At 50.2% G+C, this 22,760-nt stretch carries 13 protein-coding genes; 11 read left to right on the plus strand and 2 right to left on the minus strand.

Annotation, left to right across the window (positions count from 1 at the left end; translation table 11 throughout):
* Positions 1 to 5 precede the first annotated feature (5 nt).
* Genes ACFSUC_RS16615 through ACFSUC_RS16625 form a run of 3 tightly spaced genes read left to right on the plus strand, consistent with a single transcriptional unit; the run spans position 6 to position 6,040 of the window.
* Positions 6 to 2,195, plus strand: a complete 2,190-nt coding sequence (locus ACFSUC_RS16615) for a putative baseplate assembly protein (protein ID WP_379930756.1) — start codon at positions 6 to 8, stop codon at positions 2,193 to 2,195.
* Between the two features lie 35 nt (positions 2,196 to 2,230).
* A complete protein-coding gene (locus ACFSUC_RS16620; RefSeq protein ID WP_379930757.1) occupies positions 2,231 to 4,330 on the plus strand; it encodes a phage tail protein in 2,100 nt (699 codons plus the stop codon).
* 33 nt (positions 4,331 to 4,363) lie between these two features.
* Complete coding sequence (locus ACFSUC_RS16625; RefSeq protein WP_379930758.1) at positions 4,364 to 6,040, plus strand: hypothetical protein; 1,677 nt, start codon at positions 4,364 to 4,366, stop codon at positions 6,038 to 6,040.
* A 96-nt stretch (positions 6,041 to 6,136) separates the two neighbouring features.
* On the opposite strand, the gene ACFSUC_RS16630 is transcribed toward ACFSUC_RS16625, so the two are convergent.
* Both ACFSUC_RS16630 and ACFSUC_RS16635 read right to left on the minus strand, forming a co-directional pair.
* Positions 6,137 to 7,564 carry an MORN repeat-containing protein gene (locus tag ACFSUC_RS16630; RefSeq protein WP_379930759.1) on the minus strand — a complete coding sequence of 476 codons (1,428 nt, stop codon included), beginning with the start codon at positions 7,562 to 7,564 and terminating at the stop codon, positions 6,137 to 6,139.
* Between the two features lie 23 nt (positions 7,565 to 7,587).
* Complete coding sequence (locus tag ACFSUC_RS16635) at positions 7,588 to 7,974, minus strand: DUF4280 domain-containing protein (protein ID WP_379930760.1); 387 nt, start codon at positions 7,972 to 7,974, stop codon at positions 7,588 to 7,590.
* Between the two features lie 116 nt (positions 7,975 to 8,090).
* Here ACFSUC_RS16635 and ACFSUC_RS16640 point away from each other — a divergent pair, with 116 nt between their 5' ends.
* The 8 genes from ACFSUC_RS16640 to ACFSUC_RS16675 are packed head-to-tail and all read left to right on the plus strand — an operon-like array spanning position 8,091 to position 22,683.
* Positions 8,091 to 11,477, plus strand: a complete 3,387-nt coding sequence (locus tag ACFSUC_RS16640) for a stalk domain-containing protein (RefSeq protein ID WP_379930761.1) — start codon at positions 8,091 to 8,093, stop codon at positions 11,475 to 11,477.
* A gap of 21 nt (positions 11,478 to 11,498) precedes the next feature.
* On the plus strand, positions 11,499 to 14,288 hold the full coding sequence (locus ACFSUC_RS16645; protein WP_379930763.1) for an adenylate/guanylate cyclase domain-containing protein: 2,790 nt from the start codon (positions 11,499 to 11,501) through the stop codon (positions 14,286 to 14,288).
* A 15-nt stretch (positions 14,289 to 14,303) separates the two neighbouring features.
* Positions 14,304 to 14,804: a GNAT family N-acetyltransferase gene (locus ACFSUC_RS16650; protein ID WP_379930764.1), complete on the plus strand. Its 501-nt coding sequence runs from the start codon at positions 14,304 to 14,306 to the stop codon at positions 14,802 to 14,804.
* A gap of 51 nt (positions 14,805 to 14,855) precedes the next feature.
* Entirely contained in the window at positions 14,856 to 16,079 is a 1,224-nt protein-coding gene (gene alr, locus ACFSUC_RS16655) for an alanine racemase (protein WP_379930765.1), read from the plus strand.
* Positions 16,069 to 18,483 (plus strand): MFS transporter, encoded by a 2,415-nt coding sequence (locus tag ACFSUC_RS16660; RefSeq protein ID WP_379930766.1) that lies wholly within the window; start codon positions 16,069 to 16,071, stop codon positions 18,481 to 18,483. Before alr ends, ACFSUC_RS16660 begins: the two co-directional genes overlap by 11 nt.
* Positions 18,484 to 19,689, plus strand: coding sequence for an ABC transporter substrate-binding protein (locus ACFSUC_RS16665; protein WP_379930767.1), 1,206 nt, complete (start codon positions 18,484 to 18,486; stop codon positions 19,687 to 19,689).
* A gap of 11 nt (positions 19,690 to 19,700) precedes the next feature.
* Positions 19,701 to 22,121 (plus strand): MFS transporter, encoded by a 2,421-nt coding sequence (locus tag ACFSUC_RS16670; protein ID WP_379930768.1) that lies wholly within the window; start codon positions 19,701 to 19,703, stop codon positions 22,119 to 22,121.
* The gene (locus ACFSUC_RS16675) at positions 22,114 to 22,683 is read left to right on the plus strand and encodes a GNAT family N-acetyltransferase (protein WP_379930769.1); all 570 of its coding nucleotides are present in this window, start codon (positions 22,114 to 22,116) and stop codon (positions 22,681 to 22,683) included. The genes ACFSUC_RS16670 and ACFSUC_RS16675 overlap by 8 nt, the downstream gene beginning before the upstream one ends.
* Positions 22,684 to 22,760 lie beyond the last annotated feature (77 nt).

The following is a 22,760-nucleotide window of genomic DNA, read 5'->3' on the forward strand; positions in this document are numbered from 1 at the left end:
AGCACATGCTGCCGATACCGAATCTGGATGATCGAAGATATGCAGACATCGTAAGCAAGGCCAGGAAATCCATTCCGTCCTATTTTCCGGCCTGGACAGATGAAAATGCTCATGATCCGGGTATTACATTCATTGAACTGTTCGCATGGCTTACAGAGATGCAGCAGTATTACCTCAATCGCACCTCGCTCGCACACGAGAAGAAGTTTCTAAAATTGCTGGGTACAAGGCTGGGTGATCGACAAGCGGCGGTATCCGAATTGCATCTGTCCGAATTAGTGAAGCCTCGGCGGCTGATGGCGGGAACCAAGTTTATTGGCAATGAGCAAGTGTTTGAAACGGTGAACACCCACTGGCTGATTGCCAATCAGATGGAGAAGGTACTCGTTCAGCATGGACATGAGACCCAGGATTATTCGGCAGCGAACTCGTCTGCGAAAGTGTCCTTTGACGTATTCGGAGCGGAAGCAGAAAGCGGAAACCGTTTCTTTTTAGGGATGAATCAGCCGTTTTTTACAGAGGTTGCGCAATCCATCTATATTCAGTTGGCTGATCCGGATGCGATTCCTTTGCGTTTGCCTGCACAAGATGAAGCCTTCGTTCCGAGCGCACGGGTTGAATGGACGTATTACGGATTTGTGGAAGAAAGTGAGGAAGCGCAGTGGATGCCACTTCATATCGTGAACGATGAGACCGCTCATCTCTCCTTCTCAGGCAGACTTCACTTTCAGATCGAAACGCCCATGAAGCCGCGTACGCTGCTGTCCGCGTTTGATCAAATGCGCTACTGGCTTTGCTGCACGGTCGTAGAGGAAGGTTATGAGCTAAGTCCGAGAGTAGAGCAATTTTCCTTCAATACCATCCCGATTGTACAACAGGATACACGCAGTGTCGTGCTGGAATTCACGTCTACTGGAGAAGGGACACAGCAACTGGAACTGATGCATGAGCTCTCTCTCTCAGGACTGATTGAGGTTCAGCTGGGGCTGGAGGAAGGCTGTTTCTATGAATGGGAGGCATATGAAGCACAGCGAGACGAACAGACCGGGGCCATGCAGGTGATCCTGTCTCACGAGCAATTGCCTGTGGCGATTCCGGCTGGCCGGCGTATTCGCTGTATTTGCTATGCCAGGGAATTTGAAGAAGATCGGAGACTGGGCACCAGCAATGGTCTGCCGGGACAGCAATTTGAAATCACCGAGCATGTGCTGCCTCAGTCGCTGATGATCCAAACTTCCGCATACGATGATGCCGGCAAGCGGATCTGGTGGGACTGGGAGCTGGTGGATGACTTTGATCATTCCGGTCCGTCTGATCGGCATGTTCGCTATGATGCGGATCAGGACCTGATCGTGTTCGGCAACCATGAGCAGGGGTTGATTCCACAGGTTCATTGTGAGGTTCGCGTCGTTCAGTGCAGACGATGCGCGGGTGAAGCAGGCAATCTCAGTCCGCATGTCATTACAGAGATTGCACCTGATCAGTCGCTGAGTACCGCGATCCAGGTCACCAATCCGGTGCCCTCGGTAGGTGGAAGAGAAGCAGAGACCATGAAAGAGGCCAAGCTGCGTGTACTGGCAGATCTGAATCGACCGACACGGATGGTGACCGCAGAAGATATGGCTGCCTTGATTAAACAGGCCCCTGGTGTACGGGTGGCGAGGGTGCATGTGATTCCGCAATATCGCAAAGGTCTGATGCATTACCCGCGACGCAAGGCAGCCGGTGAAATGACGATCGTGGTCGTTCCTTACAGTCACCAGAAAAAACCGGTCCCCAGTCAGGGCTTTCTGTCTACCATTCGCAAATACCTGGAGCCGTATCGCCTGCTGGGTACCGAGATTCATCTGATTGCACCAGCATATATCGAGATTACGGTGCACGCGGTCGTCATCACCGAGCCCCATCTCGTGCAGCAAAAGGAGAAGGTGGAGCAGGCGCTTTATCATCTGCTTACTCCACTGCCTGATGCGCAGGATGGAAAAGGCTGGGCATTCGGACGGACGGTGTACAAGGGAGATATCTTTGGTGTCATCAACAGCATTCCCGGCGTCACTTATGTGCAAGAAATATGGCTGGAGGCACAGGGGAGAGGGATGTTGCAGGAGGAAGGCGGGGACATTCGCATTCCTCCTTATGCCCTGGTCTGTTCAGGTGTTCATCAGATTGACATGATCAGTCGCGCAGATACATAAGCAAGTGTACGAGCAGTAAGGATTGAGGTGAAGCCGTGCAACAATCAAACCCGTTTTTTTCATTTAATAAAGGGATGGACTGGAACCAGGGAGTGTCTGAAAACCTGTGGATGCATGAGCAGGGGATTCGGTTACAGCAGCAGCAGTCTTATCGAGTGGAAGATTCGCTGTCACTTGAAAAACTGGACAAAATGAGCGAGATTGCAGAGCTGACCGTTTCACCTGAAGGCATGTTGTATGTGCTGGATGAAAAGGCGAATCTCTGGAAGTATGATCACCGCAATGATCATTTGGAACGGATGTATACGAGCGGACATGAGCTGTTTTCACCGCGAGCGCTCCTTGCGGTTACCCATGAGCAGCTGGTGATGGCCGATCCGCTGAAGCAGAATGATAAGCCTGGCCCCGTGAGCGGGATCGTCAGCTATTCACTGGCAAATGGTCAGCCATTGTGGATGGTGTCGGAGTGGAAGGGTGAGCCTGTACAACCTCTGGTTTTGTATGCAGACCCGTTTGAGGCGGGGATATTGTGGATCTTTGCCTCACTGAGGAAGGCCGAGTCTGGCGTATTGTTCAAAATAAATGGGAATGGCGCCATTCTCAAGGCCGTTGAGGTGACAGATTTTCTCCCGGCTGAAATGAAGGAATCCATCATTCACGGTTATAAACAGATTCAGCTGGCTGCTGGGCGGGATCGTCTCTACCTGTCTATTCCGCAAAGCGGCGCGATACGCAGCTATGACAAGGACAGCGGCAGTCTTCTTCAGGCCTTTTCCCTACTGAACCGTGTGCGTACCGGGGCCGGTGGCGGTTTTGCTGTCGATCAGCAAGGACAACTGTATGTGGGTTATTCAGCCCAACAGCCCGACGAAGAGGTCATGATTGAGCAATATAGCCAGGAGGGTGTGTTTCAGCAGACCCTTACCGGCTATCGGGGGCCTTGCTCCAGACTGATGATGGATCAGAAGGAACGGCTGTATGTATGGAATCGGACTCATCACAGTCTGATCCGGCTTACACGCCAGAGTCGAATGCTTGCCCGCAGGTCATCCGGTGTATTCGAGGGGATTTTTCTTTCTTGTTCGGTGGACGCCACGGAAGCAGAGACGATCTGGCACCGCGTCACACAGGCCGCGCATATTCCAAATGAGGCACAGATTCGATTCTCCTATTATACAAGCGATCATCGCAATCTGTTATTGGATGATTCCTATCAGGATCTGGATGTCTATATCCGTAATTCGAATATTCCGCTTGATGAAAAGCTTCAAAAGCTGAAACCTCTCTGGATCGAGACGAAGGTGAATGTCCAGGATGCTCTGCTAATCCATGCCAAGGGAAGATATCTGTGGTTCAAACTGGAGCTGATCGGTACAGAACGTACCACGCCGATTCTGCACAAGATGAGGTTATATCAGCCGAGACAACTGTATACCCAGTATCTGCCTGCGATCTATCAGTCACAGTCAGAGGGGAACGCCTTTCTGGATCGATTTCTGGCAATGTTCGGCACATTATTCGACGATTTCGATGAGCGAATTCAACAAACCCCTGCTTTCTTTGATCTGGAAGCCGTTCAAGGGGAATCCATTCAATGGCTGTCCAGCTGGATCGGTCTGAAGGGGATGGAACAGCTGGAAGAAAGCAAGCTGCGGGAGCTGCTGCGCAAGGCACCGATTCTTTACAGACAGCGCGGAACACGGGAAGGTCTGGAACAGCTGCTGGAGATTCTGCTGGGAGACAAGCCGATTTTGGTGGAATATTTCCAAATCAAATATCAGCAAAATGCGGAGCTGCGCCAGCTGTTTCACACCTTGTACAGTGCAGGTCCTTATACATTTTGCATCTTGCTTAAACCGGACAGCATCCGGGATGAACAGCATCGCTACTGGATCGAACAGGTCATTGAACAGCAAAAACCCGCTTATACCGAAGCGAGACTGATTATCCTGCAACCCTGGATGCACCTGGATATGCATACCTATCTGGGCATGAATACATTTTTATCAGAGCCGTCATTGCTGCAACTCAATCAGCAGTCGGCCATGCCACATCATACCGTCATCATTGATCGAAATCAGGATCACCGTCTGGATGTACATACACGTTTGGGATTGGATTCCGAACTGGAGTAATGTGGAGAACCCAAGAGGAGAGAGGGGAAGAAAATGAAAAAAACGAGATTTTACCCGTTCGAGCGCAACCATTACTTTTACGGGAAATTACTCACGGTACGTGATTTTGAGTCTGAGCAAACTTACTTTAACAACAAACGCAGAATGATGAACCGCTTGCTGTTCGGGACTGGGGTGGTGACAGGCCTTCAAGTCATTGCGGTTGATGACAAGTCCATCTCTGTAGAAGCCGGTGTCGCCTTGGATCATGCGGGCAGGGAGATTGTCGTCAGTTCTCCCTTGACCTTGAAGCTGTCTATGATCGACGGATTCTCCAACAATGAATATATGAAAAATGTGTATGTCTGTTTGGCCTATGATGAGAAAGGCAAAGAGCCGGTTCATTCTGTCGCGAACAGTTCTGTCCGTGAAGAGGAAATCAGTGAGTATAACCGGATTATGGAGAGCTACAAGCTCTACATTCAGGAAGATGCGCCTGATCCGTCTTCCTTTGCAATGCGCGGGATGATGGAAGATCATCAGGTTCTGTACCAGGACAGCATGATTCGCGTGCTGCAGATTACGCCTCGATATGTCAATGCCGGGGAAGTGTTTGAATTAACCGTTCGCATCGAAAAAGCATTGCAAGCACCAAAGATCAGACTGGACTATGAACTGGATTCCCCGCTTTTTCAGCCATTGCAGGGCGCACAGGCGAAAGTGCATTTTGATGAGCCTGGTGTCGGACAGGAGACGGAGTATGAAGTGAAGCTGCGGTTAAGGGCAGCCGATCAGGCAGGGGAAAAAGGCAGTATCGCCATGTTACCGGATCAGGCCAAGTTGTATCTGGGCGAGCGTGAGCTGTTTATGGAAGCGCCAGCGGCAAACCGGATTGAGATCATACAGGGAAGTATCGTAGACCGCATGATGAAGGATATGCAGGAAAAGCGGTTTGATCAAGTCATTGCTTCCAACCAGGATCAGCATATTTACCTCGCCAAAGTCAATCTAATTCAGATGGGGGCCACTTATACAATCGAAGGGATTGAACCGGTTCCCTTTCAGCAGTATGTCTATAATCCGACGATTGCGTACCAGTTTTCACGCAAAGATCGCCTAAGTGGCAGTGGCACCTTTCTGACCAAGGCGTCTGTAAACATGCTGCCTGCCCATCATCAGCCCGAGATGGAAGTGAAGTATCGCAGGGAATTGCAGCAGTTTGAATTCGATCTGGGCATTCCCAAGCCGCCAAAACTGGAGGATGATGTCGCAACTGGGACGATTGATTTTCAGTATGAGCCGGATTCGAAGACGGGGGTTCCTTTCTTCTCCAAGTCGTCCAAAAGCCTCATCTCTGACGAGATTACACACGGCTTTCAGGGAAGTGAAATTTTGATCATGACCCAGCTGGAGATCAAGGAAGCCTCCCACCAGCCCGAGCATGCCAGATGCCTGTATGGAGGAGATCTCTCGGTATTCAAGGGCAGTGAGTACGAATCTGAATTGTCACAAATAGATATCGGGACGTTGCAGTATCCGGACAAGGGAACTTTTCGCATCGGGGTAAAGCTGCACAAAATGAGTGATCCGATCCATTTTCAAATTCGTTGGTGGGCAGTGAGAAAACAGGCCGCGGACAAACCGTTCCCTTTGAACAATAATCGTCAGGAAATGGAACAGGCGGAGCAGGAGGCAGCCAGCGGCCAGGAGCCGGACAAGCCACAGTCATAAGGGTCTAGCTCGTTTACACGCATGGTTTGGTTATGAGCTCAAAAGAAAGAACCTCTAATTCCTGTTGAGAATTAGAGGTTTCCGTTTCCGTATCGGTCACTGAAAGATTCGCAATGACCGCAACTGCTCATCCGGTTCGCTGAACGTAAAGGAGTACGTAAAGTTTTCCAATGGATATACTTTCGCATACGTTTGTTCATCAATCCGGAGAATTCGTTCAGCCGCATTCGCATCTTCCGAAGAAGGCACGACGGTCTGCAGCAATTGCTTGATCAGCGTTGGATTGCGCAGTTGCAAGGATACGACAACAGGGGCATCCTGATTGACGACTTCAAAGTTCATCCCGAGATCTGCGTAATACAGCGTCAAGGTCAGTTCTGCTGAAGGATCACTGATTTCATCCCGGACGGTCACTTCGGATGGTTCGCCGAATTTTTCCTTGATGGAAGCAACCGACATGCCAATAAAGGATGCGGGATTGGCGACGCCTGCGGTGAAATAACCTTGGTAAATCGGTACTTCATTCTCATCATAGAGTAGTCCATAGCCTTCATACCGGCCTTCTTTAAACTGACCGTCATATTTCAGGCTTCCGCTTTCCAGGTATTCCTTGCCGCTGCCATGATATTGGCCGTTCAGAAATCCGCCTGTATAGACTGTAACGCCAGTATCCTGAAAGAGTGTGCCCATGCCATTGTACAGATCAACGAGGAAGATGCCTTCATACTGCACGAACCCGTTTGGATAAAAAGATTTGCCGCTGCCGGAGCGCAAGCCGTTCAGGAATCCACCTTCATAGACGAGGGTCCCATTTTCATCGAACAGTTTGCCGACCCCGTTGAACTTGCCAACATCGAAGGCACCGGAGTATTTGATCTCACCGCTCGGGTAGTATTCGACCCCTTGACCGGCATATTGCTGATTCTGGAATTGTCCTTCATAGCGCAGCGTTTGATCTTCATTGAACATGGTGCCTTCACCAGAATAGACACCGTTAGCGAACTGTCCTTTGTAGAGCAACGAACCATCGGCCCGAAACCATTCGCCTTCTCCATGAGGCAGGCCGTTCTCGAATTGACCGCTATACATCAGCTTGCCATTATCGCGGTACCATTTACCGATACCTGCAAACTTACCGCTATCGAATTGTCCGTCATAGATCAGCAGGTCTTCAGCGCTGAACAGCTTGGCGGTGCCGCTAAAGCTCTGAGTCTTCTCTTCCTGTTCATACAGGACTGTCGGTCCCTCCATCCATTTCTTGATAAAGGACGGGGGCTTGATAAAGAGGAAGTAGACGAGAATCAGCACGATCAGCAAGATAATGACCAGCAGCTTTTTGGATATGTAGTAGCGTCCGAACGGGATGTACTGCTTGAGTGACATTTCCTTCGGATTCAATGTTTTCTTAATAAATTGCTTTAGCCATTTGACGGCTGTTTTGGGAAGCTTCTTCACGATCATGAAAGGGCGCTTCGCCTTTTTGATCAAAGGCTTAATAATCGGGTTAATAATTTTTTCAATCATGGCTGGCTGAACTCCTTATCGGTTTATGGAACTTGAATGTTCATCTGACCCGGCTGGGTAATCGAGATCATCCCTCCCCAGTTGCAGGTGCATTTGGAATTCTGGTTCAGGGCGGGCATGTTCGCAATCAGCACGGTTGGAGATCCTGGCGCCCAAGGAGCCGCGATGACTGGAATGCACGGCATAGGGGTCAGAACACCCAACGCTGCGGAAGTCGCAGCCGCGACCTGGGGATTGGCCATTGAACTGCACATGCCAAACGGCATAATATTCATCATCGGTTTGTTGTCCATGATGTTGGCCAGTGGCATCGATGTCATCGTTTGATTCTGGGGTGTGACCATCAATGTCCCTGGGGCTGCGCCAAAGGAACACTGCAGCATCGCTCCACCACAAACGGCTTGTCCCATTCATTATCACCTCACGAATTTTGTCGGTTTTTCTAGTATATATGAATATCGTACACTATCTTCTAGTAAATGTGTAGGTAACAAAGAGATAGATTTCCATAAAGGATGTGAACAAGTTGGGGAAATGGATGAAATGGAAGATCGTATCAATCTTGATGTTGTTTGGGTTTGCATCCCTGAATACCGGATTTCTGATCCAGATCTCCGCTGCAGAGGACAAATTGTTCTCCTTAACCGCCGCGATAGAGGCTGCCAAATCTTATTCCTCTTCGATTGCCGAACAGAAAATGAAAGTAAAACAAAAGGAGATTGAGCTGACACAGGCGAGACATGCTGTTGTCGATCAAAAACGGAAGGATGCTGGTTTGTTTGCCAAACCGCATAGCTTGAGCGAGGATGTTCGTCTTGCGATGAAAATACCGGAGGCAGAGCAAGCGCTCCGAGAGGCAAAGCTCGAACTGGAAAGACTGAATCGGGTGCTTGCTTCGGAGATCGAAACCGCATACGGACAAGTTTATCAGGCCATGCTGTCTGTCAAGCAAATGGAGGATCAGTTGGAGCAGCAGCAGAAAGCACTGGAAAACATGAAGACCAGAGCGAAATTCGGGTTGGCCGATGCGAAGATGATCGAAGAGGAGCAAGCGAAGGTGGACGAAGATGCCTCCGCACTCAAGACCGCCAGACTCCGTTACCAGGAGAGCAAATTGACACTTACGCAAAAGACGGGCAAGGATCTGGAGAGCGGCTTTCGATTTGAACTGAAGATGGATTATGCCAATCTCAATCAGGATCAGCTCTGGCGCTGGATCGATCATGCCCTGCAAACCGATCCGGCCATGGACAAGAAGGTGCAGACCCGCAAGCTGCTGGAGTTAAAAAGAGATACGATTCGAGACTTGTATACGTCCAAATTCAAATATAGTCGTGTGGAGCCGATTGAATCTCTCTTCGCAAGCAACCAGGCAGAATCGGATGATTTGTTCCTGGCCAAGCATGACTTGATGCTGGACCGGGTGGATCATCAGTGGGATGGATGGATTCTGATCCCTTTTCCGATTATCGGAGTGCTGCCGTTGCCACTGAACCTGTTTCAGGGCGAATATGACGGGACGCGTTACTTCGACGATCAGAAGTATATGCTCCCAACCGTGCTGATGGAATGGAAACAGGCGAGGCAGCAGGAAGAAGAAACACGCAAGCAACTGATTCTGAAGATCAAGCAATCGTATTTGGCCGCCAAGCAATCGGAGGAAGAATACGTACAAGCGATTAAACAGGAGAAAGAATCTGAAAAAACGCAGAAACAGCAGCAATTGAAATTCGATTATGGTCTGATCACCGCTGGCGAACTTGAAGAGAAGAAGAAGGCTGTGGAAACAGCCACGCAGCAGCGAATTTCTGCTTATCTGGCTTATCAGTCAGCCATTGGCAAGCTGAACACCGACACCTCCGGGGCGCTGGAAGGGTTGCGACAGCCAGGTATCCTGCCCACCGATGGGATTGAAGATGGTTTGTCTTCCTTAGCCGGTTCGTCTTCTACGGATTCAGGGGAGGTTGGCAAATGGGAATTGGAGTCAGGTGCGGAAGGCTTGTTGGGTAAGCTTCGCCTTTCTCTGGATGCCTCGCTGGGTATCACGGATATCGTCGTGACGTCTGCCAGTTTGCAAATCATCGACAAGCGTGTCAAGGTTGGCGAGCCGATTCAGCATCTCTCCGTTGTCTTTCAGGATTTGTCCCAGCTTCGCTTCCATGTGTACAAGCAGCAGAAGTGGATCGCTTCCGGGCGACTGACCGGATCAGGGAAGAAAGGCAGCCTGGTCATAGACGAATCTCGAACATCGGCACCCAAGCTGATTCCGGCGAATGGTGCAGGCCAAGAAAATGGGCAACTGAAGGATCTCGGGTTTGTCAAAATCGGCACCTATCTCATTCATCGCAATGCCCTTGCTTCCGAATCAGTGAAGGCTGCCATGGCGACGCACCCTGATTCGCAATTCCCGGTATACTACCGCTCTGAATTTGCAAATGGGGCATGGTTCCAAATTTCCAAAGCGCTGTCTCTGCAGGATATCTCGAAAACGAGCAGTCCTACACACGAAAAAGAGCAGACCGTGCAAAAGTATCCGGCGCAGGTGCAAATCCATGCAACGAATCAGCTGACGACGCCATTGACTGCGGATCAGGTCAGCGTGGTGATCGCCCAGCTGGAAGACAAACGCTTGAACCTGGAGAAAAAACAAGATGAGCAGGCTGAGGCAAATGCAGAGGCAGGAGCAAGTGTAGAGCAAAGCGAGCTGCTGGCTGCGACCTCGCTATTGACGGATGTGGAGCAAGTAAAAGCCAGCATTCGTCTGATGGAAGCTCTAAAAGAAGCGGATTCAGCAGCCGCAGCGGAAGAACTGGCCCTGATCGGGGACCGGACTGCTGTCAGGGAGAGCTTGCAGGAGCAAGCGAACGCACAACTGGCTGATCAGCAGGAAGAGCTGAAACAGCAGCTGGAACAAGCCACACAGGAACAAGATACGGAAAAAATCGCACAATTGACCGATCAAATCTCGGAGCTTCAATCCATGCAGACACAAAGCGAGCCAGCATCATCGCAAATCGAGCAGCAGTTGCGAGCAACGGCAACGCAAATGGGAAATGAGCTTCAGCAGCAGATTGAAGACGGGCAGATCGGGTCCACAGAGATCGTGAACATGGCTGAACAATGGACAGAGCAGTGGCTGGAACTGGCTCCCTACTCTGCTGGGATCGTGGAAAGTCTGGATGAAGTCGCCCTTATTCTCGATCAGTTGCAGTCCGCGCTTGATGAGGCGAAGTTGTCAGGTGATACAGCTGAGGTGGTTGAACTGACGGCCTTGACGGATTCGTTCCGCCAAAACCAGGATGAAGGGATGAAGCTGCAGACGTTCGAGTGGATGGATTTGCTTGAATCGGAGCTGGCTGCCTGGCAGGAATCCAACATAAACGAAACCGATCCAATCGTGAAAGCAGGGATGGAATCGGTCATCGAGCACCTTCAAGATCAGATCATCGCGGGCTGGGTGGATGTGAAGCTACTGGAGAAAAAGAAATATGATGAAGCGGAGCTTCAGAATATCAAGGAGACAGGCAAAGACATCCTGGAAACCTACAAGCTGCAGCCGCTCGTTGTCGAAACGCTCATCTCTCGCGAAACGATCTATTATGATTCCCCTCCCTTTATACGAGGGAATGAAGTTTATGTTCAGATTCGTCCGTTGGCCGAACAATTTGGCTGGACGGTCATGTGGATGGATCAGGGGAATACCGTTCTGTTCAGTAAGGACAACGCGTTCATCGCCATCGAAATCAACAAAAAACAGATGTACCGAAACGGGCAGACTGTAGAGCTGCGGCACACACCGATGCTGGTCTTCCAGCGAAGCTATGTTCCGATTTCCTTTGCCAGAGATCAATTGGGATTGGAAATCAGCCAGCGCGAAGACAATCGTTTCATCGAGATTAACGGAGACAGCTAAATCAGGGAAGGAGAGATTCCAATGCGAAAACAAATTATCTGGCTGAGCATATTGATTGTGGTCATGGCGGTCTCGTCCGTGTTTGCGCTCCGGCATACGGATGCGCTCGCAACCGCTCCATGGAAAACAGAATTTTCATTCGCCAATATCTCACACATTTCACTGGACGAGTCCGGGCAGCAGGTGGTGATTATTCAATCCCAAAGCAAGCTGATGTCTGTACAGCGAGATGGTACCGTCCAATTTGAGGTGAGTAAGGGAAGAACCTCGGCCCAATCGATTTCCCACTTCACTGATGCCGTTACGGATGCAGATGGAAGGGTCTATGCTGTGGTGACAAAGCTGGATTCTTACGGTCTGTATGTCCAGTCAGAGAAAATCGTCTCCTATAGTCCAACAGGAGCTCAGGGAAAGACGATTTATGAGCTGAACTATGAACAGCCTTCAGGCCTTGAACGAATTGGAAATATTCGCTCGCTTCAAATTCGGGATCAACAGCTGTATTTCTACAGTCTTCAGGGAGAGCAAACCGTCCAGTATGCGGTCGATTTGTCTGAACCGGCAGGGAAAGCAGTGACAGCGGAGCCGGTCATGCAGCGCCAACTCTCCTTGCCGGCAGATATCCATATTTCGGAGCTTGCGGGAACGGAAGCGGATCATCTCTATCTGGTTACGAGGAGAGGCAAGCTGTATCAGTGGCTGCCCAGCGGTCAGGTTAAACAAGTGTATCCGCCCGGACAGAGTGAAAGCTGGACAGGGGTCACCGTGCCGGAGAATTTGCAAATCGATTCTCTCAACAGACTGGTCTTTCTGAATATGGATAAGGGGCAGGTCAATCGACTTTCACCGGATTCACCTTATCAGGTAGAGAGTCTGATCTCGGCGGATACATTCAAGGAACGGGGACAGGAACGGGATATGCTCGATGTTCAGGAGCTTTATGCGAGTCCGAACGGTTCCCTTTACGTTGCTTTTTCCGATCAGATATATGAACGGGATGCCAATGGGAATGTCCAGTCGGTTCTGGCATCCTATCAATATCCGTCATCCACGACGTATTTTCGCTGGGGATATGTCGCGTTACTGGCCGGTCTGACATTGTTGTTCGGCTATACGCTGTATTTCGTATACGCCTATATGATGAATCGAAAGATTTCGATCATGATTAAGCAGATTGCGGTGTTTATTCCGATTATTCTGGCTGCCATGGCCTTGCTGTCGTATGTCATCTATGAAAGCTATGCGCACAAGCTCAAGGAAGAAATATTCAAAGAATACGCACTCATTGCCCATACGGGAAGTCTGGTCATTGATGGAAGCGAGCTGGAGAAGATTGATTCGGCAGCGGATTTTCTTTCACCAGCTTATGTCAAGCTGGAACGAATGATGAAATCCATTTTTGGCGGCAATGACCGATTTGATCATACCGGCAACTACCATACCCTTTATCGGGCCACACAGGAGGGTCTGTATGTCATTCATGATAATGATGATCAGGTCAATATCTATACGCCGTTTGAATTTAATGAGGAAAATCTGAAGGTGCTTCAGCAGGGAGAGGTCATTACGGGCGAGTGGGCCGATGCAAACGGCGAGTGGGTGTATGCCATATCCCCGGTATTCAATGAAAATCGGGAGATCGTGGGCATTTACGAAACGGGTACCGATCTGATTGGCTTCAAGCAGCATGAGCGGGAGATGCTCATGAAGACGGTTCAACATATGGGGATGATCTCGCTGCTGCTGCTGTTGCTGTTTGTGGCGATGACGATCTATTTCCTGTCCTCCCTCCGGAAGCTTCGCAAGAGTGTCGTGGAACTGGCGGAAGGAAATTGGCATACCGAAGTCCATATCCGCACGAAGGATGAGGTCGGGGATCTGGGAGACCGATTCAATCAGATGGCCAGACAGATTCAACAGTATGTGACGGAAATGACGGAAATGAACAAGGTATATTACCGCTTTGTTCCGCAGCAATTTCTAAACTTCCTGGGCAAGAAGAGTATCCTGGATACGAGACTTGGCGATCAGAAGGAGGAAGCGCTGAGCGTACTGACTGTCAATATGCGAAATTTCTATCAGCGATCTGCGCAGCTGACACCGGAAGCCAATTTTGCTTTCATTAACCGCTTGTTCAGTCATCTGGGACCAGTTGTCCGCAAACATGACGGCATGGTCAGCCAGTATTTGGGTGGTGGCATGATGGCGCTGTTCCCCGACGAGGCAGAGCATGCGCTGCAAGCTTCGATCGCCATGCACCGACAGCTCGAAGCGTACAATGAACAGCAGGCGTCAACGGGAGAGGAACCGATCTCAATCGGCATTGGCATTCATCGCGGACCGATGATGGTAGGGATTATCGGGGAACAGGAACGGATGGAAGGCAAGGTCATCTCCGATGGGGTTAATACCTCGATGATGCTGGAACAGCTCTCCTCAGAGCTCGCTTGTTCGATTCTCGCAACCGAAGAGGTCATCGATGCAGTGGAGGACGCGGAGCGATATCAGTTCCGTAATCTGGGTGTGATCCAGGTGATGGAGGGCGAAGAGCCGATTCGCGTTTATGATGTGTATCAAGGTGAATCCGAGTTTACCCGAGTGAAGAAGCATGAAACGAAAGCATTGTTCGAGCAGTCGGTCGAGATGTACCAGCATGGTCGCTTCTTCGATGCCAGGGAAGGGTTTCTGGCCGTGATCAAGCATCATCGGATGGACAAGGCTGCCCAGCATTATTTTTACTTGAGTGATCATTATTATCAAAACGGGATATCTGCACAATGGAATCCGGTTTTGCAGCTGCAAGTGTCGTAAGAGAGGTGATCAGAGATGAAGCAAACCTGGATTGATCTTTCGATTCAATGGATGAAAAACGAAGACGAGGCTCAGGAAATATCCCGCTTTCTTAGTGGAGAGGCTTCCTTTGATGATCAGCACCATACCCCCGGGGAGCTTCTGCATTTTCAACAGGACCCGCTTCAGTCTCTCCACTGTGCCCACGTGGATTACGGATTCATCAGACAGGATGACCAAATGGCAGGTGTTATTGCGTTCCGTGAGAATGAACATCAAACCGGCGGGTATCAATGTGATTATATCGTCGTGCATCAGCATTACCGTCAGCAAGGGATGGCCTCCGCCTTAATCGAGGCCATGCTGGCGAGAGTTGCGGACAGGGGAGGGCGGTACATTCTGTCGTATACGTGTGATTTACCGTTATATGTGCCGATTCAGCAACTTTTTGCGAAGAAAGGATTTGAACGAGTCGGCTATTGCCCGGATTTTTATTATGAAGGGGAAGGCAGACTCACTTATTTGCGAAGATGTTAACCGTGAATCCTCAAGGATAACAGCGAGATCAAGCATGGAAAGGGAGAGTGTATGGAACCGGTAATGGAACGTGAAAATGATAGGCAACAGCAGCTTCTTCCACATTCCCATCAAGCTTGGATGGAGGTGAATCTGACGCAATTGGAGAGAAATGTGTCCCTGATTCAGGCGCATCTTGCTCATCAGCCCTTGCAAATGGCTGTTGTGAAGGCGGATGCATACGGTCATGGCGCAGTAGTGATGGTCCGAAAGTTGGCACAGTGCGGCTTCACCTATTTTGCAGTTGCAACCGTGGAAGAGGGAATTCAGTTAAGAGCGGCCTTGTCCAACCACACCATATTGATTCTGGGTCCGACACCGGAAGCGCAAATTCCGGAAGTGATCGAGCATGATCTGACCCCTACTGTCTGCACCTACCGGTTTGCCAAAGAACTGCATGATTACCACCTGGAGAAAGGGGAGGACAAGCCCCCCGTATCTGTACATATACGTCTGGATATCAGTGAGAGCAGCATAGGCATCAATTTGCAAACCGCGGCCGATTTCGTCGCTGAGATCCAGTCTTTAAGCACCCTAGATATTGCAGGCGTCTATACCCATATTCCGTCTGCATATGGCGGCGATCTGGAAGTGGCGGAAGCGGAATTCGCTTCATTTCTGTCGACAGCCAGGCAATTGAAGCAAGTGTATGGATGGACCAATTGCCTCGTTCATGCTCAGAGCAGTCCGGGTATTCTGTTGTTTCCGGATTTGGCTTGCGATATGGTCCGCACAGGGATACTACTGTATGGTCTACCGGTTCTGGAACATGCGAGCTTACCCGGAATCGCACCGCTGATGGAAGTGAAAGCACGGATCGCTTATATCAAAACCGTGGAATCAGACAAGCAGTTCGGGTATGGCTATCAATACCGGACGGACCAGAAAGTCCGAATCGCCTCGATTCCGATTGGCTACAACGATGCCATGTTCCTGTATTACTGGCAGCAGGGACAGGTGTTAATCCATGGTCAGTATGCTCCCCTTTATGGACAAGTGTATATGGACTACTTTCTGGTGGATGTCACGCATATTCCCTCGTGTCAGGTCGGAGATGAGGCGGTGGTCATCGGTCGGCAGGGTGAGAATCGGATCATGGCCGAACAGCTGGCAGCGCAATGCGGCATTGATGCGCTGCATGCGGACTGTGTCCATTTGTGGGGAAGCAGGCTGACACGAACGTATATCGAAGAAGAGACAGGCGAAGAGGAGGGCGATACTGCGCATGCCACATAATCGAATCCGGTTTATGTTTATGGCGGCGACCACGCTGCTGATTGTCATCGTCCTGTCTTTGACGGGTGCATTAAATATTTCTGCTTTCAAGAAAAACTATACCGAATCCCTGACCTCGAACTATGCGGTACTCGCCGAGGAGACGGTCAAGAAGATTGAATATGCGGTGAAGTACGGAAAGCCATTGACGAATTTTCAGGGCATGGAAGTGTTGCTGCAAGAACTGAAGGACAGGGCTTCCGAGGTTGAGGCGACTCACGTCGTCAACACGGAGGGTGCCGTGATCTATGATGAACATGGCAGAGGCCCGGCAGATGCGGGTATAGACGCACGGATGGAGCCGCCTGTGCCTTTGGAAGATCAGAACTTTCAGGTGCTGAAGCACGACGGGAACGAAACGATCTATGTACCGATTCATGACCGAACAGGTGAATGGATTGGCTCTCTCGCGATGGGATTGAAGCCATCACTGATCGCCCAGGAAGTCAACCCGTACATGTGGAAGCTGATGATATACCTGGGATTGTTTGCGGCGGCTGCGGTATTGCTGCTCGTGCTGTTTTTATATCGATTCTCTATCCTGTCCAGCGACGGGTCGTTAAAACGAGCCAAGCTGCTGACAGTGATCTTTCTCATTATCGGCCTCATTCAAATTTCATTCGGTGTCTTGAACTATACGCTCCTGAAGGATCGATATCTGGAGACTGTGAAACAGAATACGTCGATCGTGCTGAACGTCATTCAGCAGGATATTGAAAACGTGCTGTCCAAAGGGGTCTCTTACCAGGATATTTACGGTCTGGGCGATTATATGAATCAAATGATTGATTCCATTCCGGAAATCGAACGGGTTTCGATTATGAATACCGATTTTACGACGGAGGAGTTGCAGACTGACACTTCCTATTCCGTTTATACATATACCGTTCCGCTCGTTCCCGATGCAGAACAGGAGGTCGCCTACATGGCGGTCGTGGATGTGTCCAAGAGCTATATTGCCAGCAAAACACTGAACAGTATGCTGGATACAGGCACGATGGTCATTATTTCCTTTCTGCTGCTCGTTGAGATCACCTTGATATTACTGATATTGCTTTATCAGCGGATTCAGCAGCACACCGATGCAGATCGATCTGCCAAGACCGGTGCTGGACTGATGGATCGTACGATTGTTCGTCCGCTCGGTTTTCTCGTGTTTGCTTCCGTTTACTTGTCTTCCGCTTTTATTCCGGTATTAATGAAGGATTTGTATGAGCCGATACTCGGATTGTCTGAAGACATTGTGCTCGGTCTCCCGATATCAGCCGAAATGCTGATGTTGGCGATTTCTTCGATATTGGCTGGCTACTGGATTGACAAGAAAGGCTGGAAACCATCATTTCTGACAGGGATGCTGACGATTGGTCTCGGTCTGCTGTTGTCCGCAATTGCGTGGGATGCGCTGGTATTTATCGGAGCAAGAGCAGTGGTCGGGGTCGGCTTTGGTCTGACCTTGATGGCGATGCAGGCATTCACGGTTACAGCTCCAACGGAAGAAGCGAAGAATGAAGCGCTGGCTGCATTGAATTCAGGAGCATATGCGGGCATTAACTGTGGCGTGGTCATCGGGGCGATGGTGGCTGATCATCTCGGATTCACGCAGGTGTTTCTCATTGGCGTAGCCCTCTCGGTGCTCGGTTTCTGGTTTGCAGCCCAGTTTATTGTAAATACAGGCAAGCCAGTGGGACCCGAACCGTCTTCGGCTGTACATCGCGTGCCGGTTCAGCAAGATCAGATGCAGCAGGAAGGCAGTGCCCTGAGACGATTTATCACCGATCGATCCATTCTGTTCTTCTTTCTGCTTGTGATCTTTCCGGTGGCCATCGGCGGCATGTTTCTCTATTATTACTTTCCTCTGTATGCCGAATCGGTGGGTACATCGCCATCCAATGTCGGGAGAGCCTTTCTGCTAAACGGGTTATGCATTGTGTTTCTGGGCCCGCTGCTCAGCAAATATGCGGAGCGTTATCTGGGCGCAAAAATGGCCATGTTTGTATCCGGCTGCATCACGGTGCTGGCTCTCGCTGTATTTGCGATCAGCGGGTCGATGCTGACCGCGTTTGTTGCCGTTATTTTACTAGGTATTGCAGAGGGATTCGGGATTACCGCCCAAATCAACTATTTCACGGAGCGGCCTATTACAACAGAGCTGGGTGAAGGAAAAGCGATGGGCTATTACAGCTTGATTGAGAATGCCGGACAGATGATTGGTCCGTTGGTATTTGGTCTGTTCGTGACGCTGGGCGCATCCCAGGGAGTCGGCTTGATCAGTGTCATGATGCTGGCGGCTTTGCTGTTGTTTGCCTGGCTTACGCGGCAACGAAAACGTTCCGTCAAGGGAACATCCATAGGAGGGGAAGTATAGATGAAAAAAAGCGTAAACAGAGGAACTTTTTCAGGAGCGAATGCACGCTGGTTGTTGATGGGAATCATGCTGCTGCTGATCGTATGCAGCCAGCCTTCTATGGTGGTCATCGGTTCGACCACGGATATGGAACACCAGACAGAGCCAGTTTTCAAAAACGGAGATGAGGCCTGGCGCATCGGATATGTCGAGACAGACCCGTATCTCAATTTTGCCGGGACGTTTCAAGGACTGCTGAAAGGTCTGGAGGATTTGGGTTGGCTGAATTCGCTGGAGGGACTTCCCTTCGAGGATGGGCAGGTTGACAGCAAGGTCATGTGGGAGTGGCTGGCAGAGCAGGAGACAGGTCCTTATCTGAAGTTCGTGGAAGATGCCCATTATTCGCTGATTGATCTGGATGATTCCGGCAAGGAGCAGATGATCAAGCGATTCCAGGAAGAACAGGATCTCGATCTTATTCTCGCACTGGGCACCTCGGCAGGGAAGACGGTTGCAACGGACGCCCATGACATTCCGACACTTGTCTTCTCATCCAGCAATGCGGTGCGATCGGGCATTATTGACTCTGAGCATGATTCGGGTATGGATCATATCTGGGCGCATATGGATGCAAATCGCTACAAGAGACAGATTGAAGTGTTTCATGATATTTTCCAATATGATCGACTGGGCATGGTGCATGACAACTCCGATTTGGGAAGAGTCTATGCAGCGGCCGGCGATGTGGAGCAGATGGCAGAGGAGCTCGATTTTGAACTCGTGGCGCGTCATGTAGCAGAGCCGTCCGATGAGTTGGATCAGGAGCGGTATCTGGCCGAGATCCAGGCGGCTTTTGAACAGGTTGCCCAGGAAGTCGATGCCTTTTATTTGACGGCAGGTACCTGGCAGATCGACCAGCTTCCCGAGCTGCTGGCTCCATTTTATGAGGCAGGAGTACCGGTGTTTTCACAAATCGGACAGAAGGACGTCGAATACGGTGCCCTGATGAGTCTGTATCGTGCTGATTTTGATGGGATTGGTTATTTTGGCGCAGACACCATCTCGCAAGTGCTGCGGGGAGCCAAACCGAGAGAATTATCGCAAATTTACGGGGATACACCGAGTATTGTACTGAATCTGGAGTCGGCCAATCGGATTGGTTATCGGATTCCATTTGATATTCTGCTGGTCGCAGATCAAATTTTTGCGAACATTGAGGGCGAATAGGGGGGAACCAGATGAAGGAACGAAAAATAAAATGGTCGCTGTTCGCTATCTATATGTCTCTGGTCGTGGTGGTGCTGGCCTTTACAGGGGGCTTGAATATCGCGTCCTTTCAGCAGAAATACAAAGAATCTCTGGTGTCCGGTTATGCGGTGGCGGGGCAGGAAAGTGTACGTAAAATTGAATATGCGGTCAAGTATGGCAAGCCGCTCAGCAATTTTTACGGGATGGATGAGGTATTAGCTTCCACGAAGGAACTGAATGAGACGATTGAAGAAACACGTCTGGTGTTACCGGATGGCACGATCCGATATACCGATGCCGGAAAAACGACGGGGACGTCGCTTCCTGCGGAGTTAGCGGAAAGGCTGAAGGACGAAACCGGCACGGACGAGGTCCTGTCGGCCGAACTGGCGGGGAAATATCACATCTATCTACCTGTCAAGGATCGGTCACAGGCTGATATTGGCTATGTTGAGCTGGTCTTTGACGAATCGGTTGTGACCACTCGAACGAATGCGTATTTATGGAAGCTGGTCCGTTACCTGGCGATCGTTGCTTCCATTGCAGTCATCGTGGGCTTGCTGTTTGTGCTGCGGGTACGATTGCTGGATGAAGCAGGCCGGATTCGAAAAAAGCGGATCTTTGTTTCGATTCTTGTATCCCTCAGTATGATGCAGATCGTATTTGGCTATTTGAATTATCATTTGTTCGATCAGGCCTATCAGGATATTACAAGGGAAAGTATGGTTCAAACGAGTCAAATTGTGAAGAAGGATATCGATTCCGTTTTGCAAAAAGGGGTTCCGCTTGATCAGTTGTACGAGATTGAACCGTACTTGCAGCAAACGATGAAGACGGTACCGGTGATTGCGGATATCCAGCTGTTGACAGATGTCGGCCAGAATCCGACGTTTGAGCAGACGGATGCCGAGGGTTCATTGGCAATCACATTGACATCGGATGCAGACGGTCAACAGGGCACGCTGATTTTCAGTCGTTCTGAGGCTTATATTAATGGAAAGCTTCGGGATATTGTCCTCGATACGCTGACCGTACTGGTCACGTCATTCATTTTTATGGCTGAGATTACACTGCTCGTGATGCTCTTCATGACACGCAGCTCCAACCGTAGCACAAGGGGTGGCGTTCCAAACGTGCGCAAGGGCGAGGTTGCTTCTTCCGGGGAGGCTGGTGCAGGCCATGCGGCTGCCGTCATACGACCCATTTCCTTTCTGCTGTTTACAGCCATTTTTATGTCAACTTCATTTATTCCAATGGTCATGAGGGAATTTGATACCTCTCATTACGGCCTGTCTCCTGAGGTGGTGCTGGGACTGCCCATTTCAATGGAAATGCTGATGGCCGGGCTGGCTACGATTGTGGCCGGTTTTCTGATAGACCGAAAGGGTTGGATGGGCGTGTGTTATGGCGGTCTGCTGCTGCTATTGTTCGGTACGTTTCTATCTGCGACAGCCTGGAGTGGTGTCTGGTTTATCGTGGCCAGAGGACTGGTCGGAGCAGGGTACGGTTTAACCTTGATGGCCTTGAGAGGCTGCGTCAATGCTGCCCGTCATGAAGAAGAGCGCTCGCAAGGGGTTTCCGCCCTGTTTTCAGGCATGTATGCCGGGATCAATGTCGGGGTGGTCGTTGGAGCGATGCTTGCTGACCGGATTGGCTTCAGCAATGTATTCCTGACGGCGCTGTTCCTCATCTCGTTCGTCGTGATGATCAGTTATCCGATGCTTCGGGTCATGCCCAGACAAGCGGAAGCATCGGCGGCTGCAACAGATTCCAGCCAGGCGGACACTCGATCTCGCTGGAAGGTGGCTCAATTTCTGAGCAATAGAAATATCGTCCTGTTTTTCCTGCTCATTATTATGCCTGTCGCCATTTGCAGCATGTTTCTGGACTATTATTTCCCGGTATTTGCACAGAGTATCGGCGTTTCATCATCTAACGTGGGCCGTGCCTTTTTGCTAAACGGATTATGCATTGTCTATTTGGGGCCATTTCTCAGTCAGTTTTTCAGAAAAACGCTGGGGGTGGAGAAATCGATCCTGTTGTGCGGAATCACCATCTCTGCTGCCATATTCGTCTTTGCCTTGCAGGGTACGTTGTGGGCCGCATTCGTGGCCGTGATTTTGCTGGGATTGGCGGACAGCTTCGGACTTGTGGCGATGAATAATTATTTCCTGAAGTTAAAGGCAACCCAATCGATCGGGACGGGAAAAGCGCTCGGCTTCTATGGCAACATTCGCAAGGTGGGACAGATGCTGGGTCCGATGGTCTTCGGCCTGGCAGCAATCTGGGGACTGAAAGGCATAGGCTTTATCGGGTTCGTGTTCCTGCTCGGTGTGTTGATCTTTTTTATCTATAGCCGTTCAAGCACGATCCCGCAGCAACGATCCTCCGGGACGTCGCAGAGTGGTTAATTCCGTGAGCTATCTCATTGACCTTCGAGATCAAGATGAGCGTGCAGTGCTGCGATTGTGCACGTTGACAGATCTGCCTGCCTTATATGCCTTTCAGTTGGAAACGTATATGATTGGGGAGGACAGGTCCACGTACTGTCCGCTTCAACAGGATGAATGGCAGGCGATACTGACTGAATATGGGGAAGTGTGGGCGCTGTATGATGCAGACAAGATGATTGGGTTTCGAGTGTTTTATTTCCCGATGGACAAGCCGGACAATCTGGGACGTGATCTCAATCTGAATGTGTATGAGCAGATGAAAGTGATGCATTTGGAAGCATGCATGGTTCATCCCGCCTATCGGGGACAGCGATTGCACGTTCGAATGACGAGAGCAGCCCTGAAGCTGAGTACACGTGCTGCATCCTTTCGGTATATCTGTGCAACGGTTGACCCCGCCAACCAGCCCAGCTTGCGCAATCTGCAGGAGCTGGGCCTGCGCTCTTACGGACTTCGGTCGAAGTACAACGGTCGACAACGGTATATGATGATGCTGGATCGGATGCAAGAACGTACCTGAGCGTTTCCATTCTCAATCATTTCAGTTATGATACTAGGTAGTAGAGGAACATGGAAATGAATGAGGAAGATGTGGGA

It is taken from the genome of Marinicrinis sediminis (assembly GCF_042685085.1).
Classification (GTDB): Bacteria; Bacillota; Bacilli; order Paenibacillales; family KCTC-33676; genus Marinicrinis; species Marinicrinis sediminis.

Excerpts from the sequence above, each read along its gene's own strand:
- ACFSUC_RS16635 (WP_379930760.1), bottom strand. The coding sequence starts at position 7,974 with ATGGGACAAGCCGTTTGTGGTGGAGCGATGCTGCAGTGTTCCTTTGGC.
- ACFSUC_RS16615 (WP_379930756.1), top strand. The coding sequence starts at position 6 with ATGCTGCCGATACCGAATCTGGATGATCGAAGATATGCAGACATCGTA.
- ACFSUC_RS16660 (WP_379930766.1), top strand. The coding sequence starts at position 16,069 with ATGCCACATAATCGAATCCGGTTTATGTTTATGGCGGCGACCACGCTG.
- ACFSUC_RS16670 (WP_379930768.1), top strand. The coding sequence starts at position 19,701 with ATGAAGGAACGAAAAATAAAATGGTCGCTGTTCGCTATCTATATGTCT.
- ACFSUC_RS16625 (WP_379930758.1), top strand. The coding sequence starts at position 4,364 with ATGAAAAAAACGAGATTTTACCCGTTCGAGCGCAACCATTACTTTTAC.
- ACFSUC_RS16630 (WP_379930759.1), bottom strand. The coding sequence starts at position 7,564 with ATGATTGAAAAAATTATTAACCCGATTATTAAGCCTTTGATCAAAAAG.
- alr (WP_379930765.1), top strand. The coding sequence starts at position 14,856 with ATGGAACCGGTAATGGAACGTGAAAATGATAGGCAACAGCAGCTTCTT.
- ACFSUC_RS16645 (WP_379930763.1), top strand. The coding sequence starts at position 11,499 with ATGCGAAAACAAATTATCTGGCTGAGCATATTGATTGTGGTCATGGCG.
- ACFSUC_RS16650 (WP_379930764.1), top strand. The coding sequence starts at position 14,304 with ATGAAGCAAACCTGGATTGATCTTTCGATTCAATGGATGAAAAACGAA.
- ACFSUC_RS16665 (WP_379930767.1), top strand. The coding sequence starts at position 18,484 with ATGAAAAAAAGCGTAAACAGAGGAACTTTTTCAGGAGCGAATGCACGC.